The organism is Nocardioides sp. P5_C9_2 (genome assembly GCF_054049555.1).
This window is the reverse complement of record NZ_JBFUMD010000345.1, coordinates 1-4,306: the sequence shown is the minus strand read 5'-3', so window position 1 is coordinate 4,306 and position 4,306 is coordinate 1. Positions and strand designations below refer to the sequence as shown.

General features: G+C 72.7%; 4 protein-coding genes and 1 pseudogene. 2 read left to right on the top strand and 3 right to left on the bottom strand.

What is annotated here, in order from left to right:
* The 3 genes and pseudogenes from ACXJKL_RS15670 to ACXJKL_RS15660 all read right to left on the bottom strand — a co-directional run.
* Positions 1–238: pseudogene (locus ACXJKL_RS15670) on the bottom strand (DinB family protein); the annotation flags it as partial.
* A gap of 46 nt (positions 239–284) precedes the next feature.
* The gene (locus ACXJKL_RS15665; protein ID WP_457207961.1) at positions 285–1,037 is read right to left on the bottom strand and encodes a putative protein N(5)-glutamine methyltransferase; all 753 of its coding nucleotides are present in this window, start codon (positions 1,035–1,037) and stop codon (positions 285–287) included.
* Between the two features lie 8 nt (positions 1,038–1,045).
* Positions 1,046–1,597 carry a SixA phosphatase family protein gene (locus tag ACXJKL_RS15660; RefSeq protein WP_457207960.1) on the bottom strand — a complete coding sequence of 184 codons (552 nt, stop codon included), beginning with the start codon at positions 1,595–1,597 and terminating at the stop codon, positions 1,046–1,048.
* A 149-nt stretch (positions 1,598–1,746) separates the two neighbouring features.
* Here ACXJKL_RS15660 and ACXJKL_RS15655 point away from each other — a divergent pair, with 149 nt between their 5' ends.
* Together ACXJKL_RS15655 and ACXJKL_RS15650 are read left to right on the top strand one after the other, a co-directional pair.
* A complete protein-coding gene (locus ACXJKL_RS15655; RefSeq protein WP_457207959.1) occupies positions 1,747–2,763 on the top strand; it encodes a cyanophycinase in 1,017 nt (338 codons plus the stop codon).
* The coding region (locus tag ACXJKL_RS15650) for a cyanophycin synthetase family protein (protein WP_457207958.1) at positions 2,760–4,306 on the top strand (1,547 nt) is incomplete at its 3' end. The genes ACXJKL_RS15655 and ACXJKL_RS15650, both read left to right, overlap by 4 nt.

Below are 4,306 nucleotides of genomic sequence, written 5' to 3'. Positions count from 1 at the left end.
ACGCGATGGTGGTCACGGGCGTCGGCTTCGTGTCGGGCCCGTAGTCCCAGGTGAACTCGCCCGCACCCCACGAGATCGGCGCCGAGCTCTCTCCGCGCCGGTGGATCGACCAACAGCCGGGAACCGGTTGCCAGAAGTACTCCGCGTCGGTCAGCCCCTCGAGTCGTGGCCGCAACTGCTCCTGCCAGTGGGTCTCGATCTGGTCGAGCACCTCGGCGGTCCAGTCGATGGTGGCCATCGAGGGAGGCTATCCGAGCCGGTCCCGGCTGCATCGACCACAGCCTTCACCCGGGCAGGGGGGCCATGCTCCCCACGGTCACGCACCCACCGACCTCGTCGTCGCGCTCGACGCGGGCCCCCAGCCCGGCGTCGCGCATCGCGGCGGTGGTCAGGGACGCCTGAGCGGGGCTGGTCTCGACGAGCAGCACTCCCCCGGGCGCCAGCCATGAGGGCGCGCCCGTCGCGATCCGGCGGTGCAGGTCGACGCCGTCCGGGCCACCGTCGAGCGCGACGGCCGGCTCGTGGTCGCGGGCCTCCGGAGGCATCAGCGCGATGCGGTCCGTCGGCACGTACGGCGCGTTGGCCACGAGCACGTCGACGCGTCCGCGCAGGGCGTCCGGGAGGGCGGCGTACAGGTCGGAGAGGTGGAGGGTGCCGTGCGGGACGTTGCGTCGCGCGCACGCCAGGGCGACCGGGTCGACGTCGCTGCCGTGCACCTCGCCGGCGGGGACCACGGCGGCGATCGGCGCGACGCCGCAGCAGAGCTCGAGCAGGGTGCTCGAGGGACCGGCGTACGAGGCGGCGAGCCGGGCGAGGAGCTCGGTGCGACGGCGCGGCACGAAGACACCCGGCGCCACGACGAGGCGGCGGCCGGCGAACTCGACCCACCCCAGCACGGTCTCCAGTGGCTCACCGGCGACACGACGCGCCACCAGGTCCTCCAGGGCGTCCCCGGACAGGCCGGTGCCGACGAGCAGGCGGGCCTCGTCCTCGGCGAAGACGCACCCCGCGGCCCGCAGCCGGGCCACGAGCGACACCGGGGCGCTCAGCCTCCGCTCACCCCGGCCCGACCGACGTGGAAGGCGACGACCGACGCGGAGGCCATGTCGAGCTCGACCCACGCGCCGTCGAACTCCAGAACGGTGAGCGCGGAGGTCGGGTAGCCCCCGGCCATCGCGGCCCCCGCGTCGGCGTCACCGCCGCCGTCGTCGAGGAGCTGCGCGAGGTAGGCCATCGTCGGGTTGTGGCCGATCACGATCACGTCGGTGGCGTGGGGCGGCACGTCGCGGATCAGGTCGAGGGCGGCCTCGGGACCTGCGGCGTACAGGCCGGTGTCGAAGTCCGGCTCGATGTCCCACCCGGCGGCGGCGGCGACCGCCTCCCACGTCTCCCGCGTGCGGACGGAGGTCGAGACCAGCGCGTGGTCGGGCACGAAGCCCCGGGCCGCCAGCCAGCTGCCGGCGGCGGTGGCGTCGTCGCGTCCCCGGGGCTCGAGGGCGCGGCCCTGGTCCGAGTCGCCCCACGACTCGGCCTTGGCGTGCCGCATGACCACCAGCCTGCGGGCCGGGGTCGTCTGGGCGGCTTGCGTCTCCTGCACCGGCACACTGTCCCAGCCCCGGGTTCGTCCTGTCACTGGCCCATCCGGATGGCTCAGCCTCAGGGGTGGCCGTTCGCCCGGACAGGGTCCCTGTCGGGCGCCCTCCACCGGGGGGATCGCGGGTCCCGGGCACCGTTACTCTGCACCCCATGCCCTCTGGACCTCTCATGATCATCGGCGGTGCCGAGGACAAGCTCCGCAAGCGCACCATCCTCAAGGAGTTCGTCGTCGCCAGTGGTGGCCACGACGCCCGCATCGTCGTCATCCCCACCGCCTCCTCCCTCGGCCCCGAGATCGTCGAGGTCTACGACGCGCTCTTCACCAAGCTCGGCGCCGGGCAGGTGCGCGCCGCCCGTCCGGAGAGCCGCGAGGCCGCGCACGACCCCGACCTGGTCGCCGCCCTCGACGACGCCACCGGCATCTTCATGACCGGCGGCAACCAGCTCAAGCTGTCCGGTGTCGTCTGCGGCACCCCGTTCGGCGACGCGATCATCGCGGCCCACGAGCGTGGCGCGGTCGTCGCCGGTACGTCGGCGGGCGCGAGCATCCAGTCGTCGCACATGGTGGCCTTCGGGTCAGGCGGCGCGACGCCGAAGCAGCGGATGACCCAGGTCGCCGCGGGGCTCGGGCTGGTCGCCTCGACGGTGATCGACCAGCACTTCGACCAGCGCAACCGCTACGGCCGGCTGCTGATGATCGTCGCGCAGAGCCCCCAGCTGCTGGGCATCGGCGTCGACGAGGACACCGCCGCGATCGTGGAGGTCATCGACGGCCACGAGGTGCTGCGGGTCGCCGGCCGGGGTGCCGTGACGATCCTCGACCCGGCCACGATGGTGACCAACGCCCACGAAGCCCGCCAGTCGGCGCCGCTGCTGGCCAGCGGCCTCACGCTCCACGTGCTGCCGGCCGGGGCGGCGTACGACCTGACGGCACGCGCCCTGGTGCCCCGGGAGCCGGTCATCGACGAGAGCGAGGCGGAGGAGATCGCCGAGGCCGGTCGCGACCTGCGCAAGCTGGCGCGCGACATCGCCGCCGGCGACGTCTCCCCCACCAACCTGCGCCGCCGACTCGCGCGCGCCCGCAAGGTGACGGCGCCCACGGCTCCCGCCACCGCCCCAGTCACCACTGCCACCCCCACCCCCGCACCGGACGGAGACCCTTCATGAGCGAGCGCCCGACGCCCGACCTCACGATCCTCGAGACCCGCGTCTACCGCGGCGCCAACGTCTGGTCCTACGACAAGTCGGTGCACCTGGTCGTCGACCTCGGCTCGCTGGAGGAGTTCCCGACCAACACGCTCCCCGGCTTCACCGACGAGCTGGTGTCGATGCTGCCGGGACTGCGCGAGCACTCGTGCTCCCGCGGGCGTCGCGGCGGCTTCCTCGAGCGGCTGCAGGAGGGGACGTGGCTGGGTCACGTCGCCGAGCACGTCGCGCTGGCGCTGCAGCAGGTCGTCGGCCACGACATCCGACGCGGCAAGACCCGCTCGGTCAAGGGGCACCAGGGCCGTTACAACATCATCTACGGGTACGTCGACGAGCAGGTCGGGCTCGAGGCCGGCAAGCTCGCGATGCGCCTGGTCAACCACCTGGTGCAGGGCGACCCGGACTTCGACTGGGAGACCGAGCGCGACGCCTTCATCCGTCGTGCCGAGCGCACGGCCTTCGGCCCGTCGACGCAGGCGATCGTGGACGAGGCCGTCTCGCGGGACATCCCGTGGATCCGGCTCAACCAGTACTCCTTGGTCCAGCTCGGCCAGGGCGTGCACGCCAAGCGCATCCGGGCCACCATGACGTCGGAGACGTCGTCGATCGCCGTGGACATCGCCTCCGACAAGGACCTCACCACCAAGCTCCTCGGCGCGGCCGGCCTGCCGGTGCCCAAGCAGGAGTCGGTGCGCTCCGCGGACGGCGCGGTCGCCGCTGCCCGCCGGATCGGCTACCCCGTCGTGGTCAAGCCGCTGGACGGCAACCACGGCCGCGGCGTCTGCCTGGACCTGCAGAACGAGGACGACGTACGCGGCGCCTTCGAGATCGCCCGCGAGCAGTCGCGGCGCGGCACCGTGATCGTCGAGTCGTTCGTCACCGGCAAGGACTACCGCTGCCTGATCATCGACGGCCGCATGGTGGCCATCGCCGAGCGGGTGCCCGCCTCGGTGACCGGTGACGGCACCTCCACCGTCGAGCAGCTGGTCGACCTCACCAACGCCGACCCGCGTCGCGGTGTCGGCCACGAGAAGGTCCTCACCCGGATCAAGGTGGACGACGCCGCGCTCGAGGTGCTGGCCGGCCAGGGCCACTCGCTGGAGTCCGTGCCCGCCGAGGGCGAGATGGTCAAGCTCGCGCTGACCGGCAACATGTCGACGGGCGGCATCTCCATCGACCGCACGTTCGAGGCCCACCCGGAGAACGTCGAGATCGCGGAGGAGGCCGCCCGGATGGTCGGCCTCGACATCGCCGGCATCGACTTCATCTGCCCCGACATCACCGAGCCGGTCCGCGAGGCCGGTGGCGCGATCTGTGAGGTCAACGCGGCACCGGGCTTCCGGATGCACACGCACCCGACCATCGGGGAGCCCCAGTTCATCGCCAAGCCGGTCGTCGACATGCTGTTCCCGCCCGGCGCCACCTCGCGGATCCCGATCATCGCGGTGACCGGCACCAACGGCAAGACGACCACCAGTCGGATGATCGGCCACATCTTCAAGGG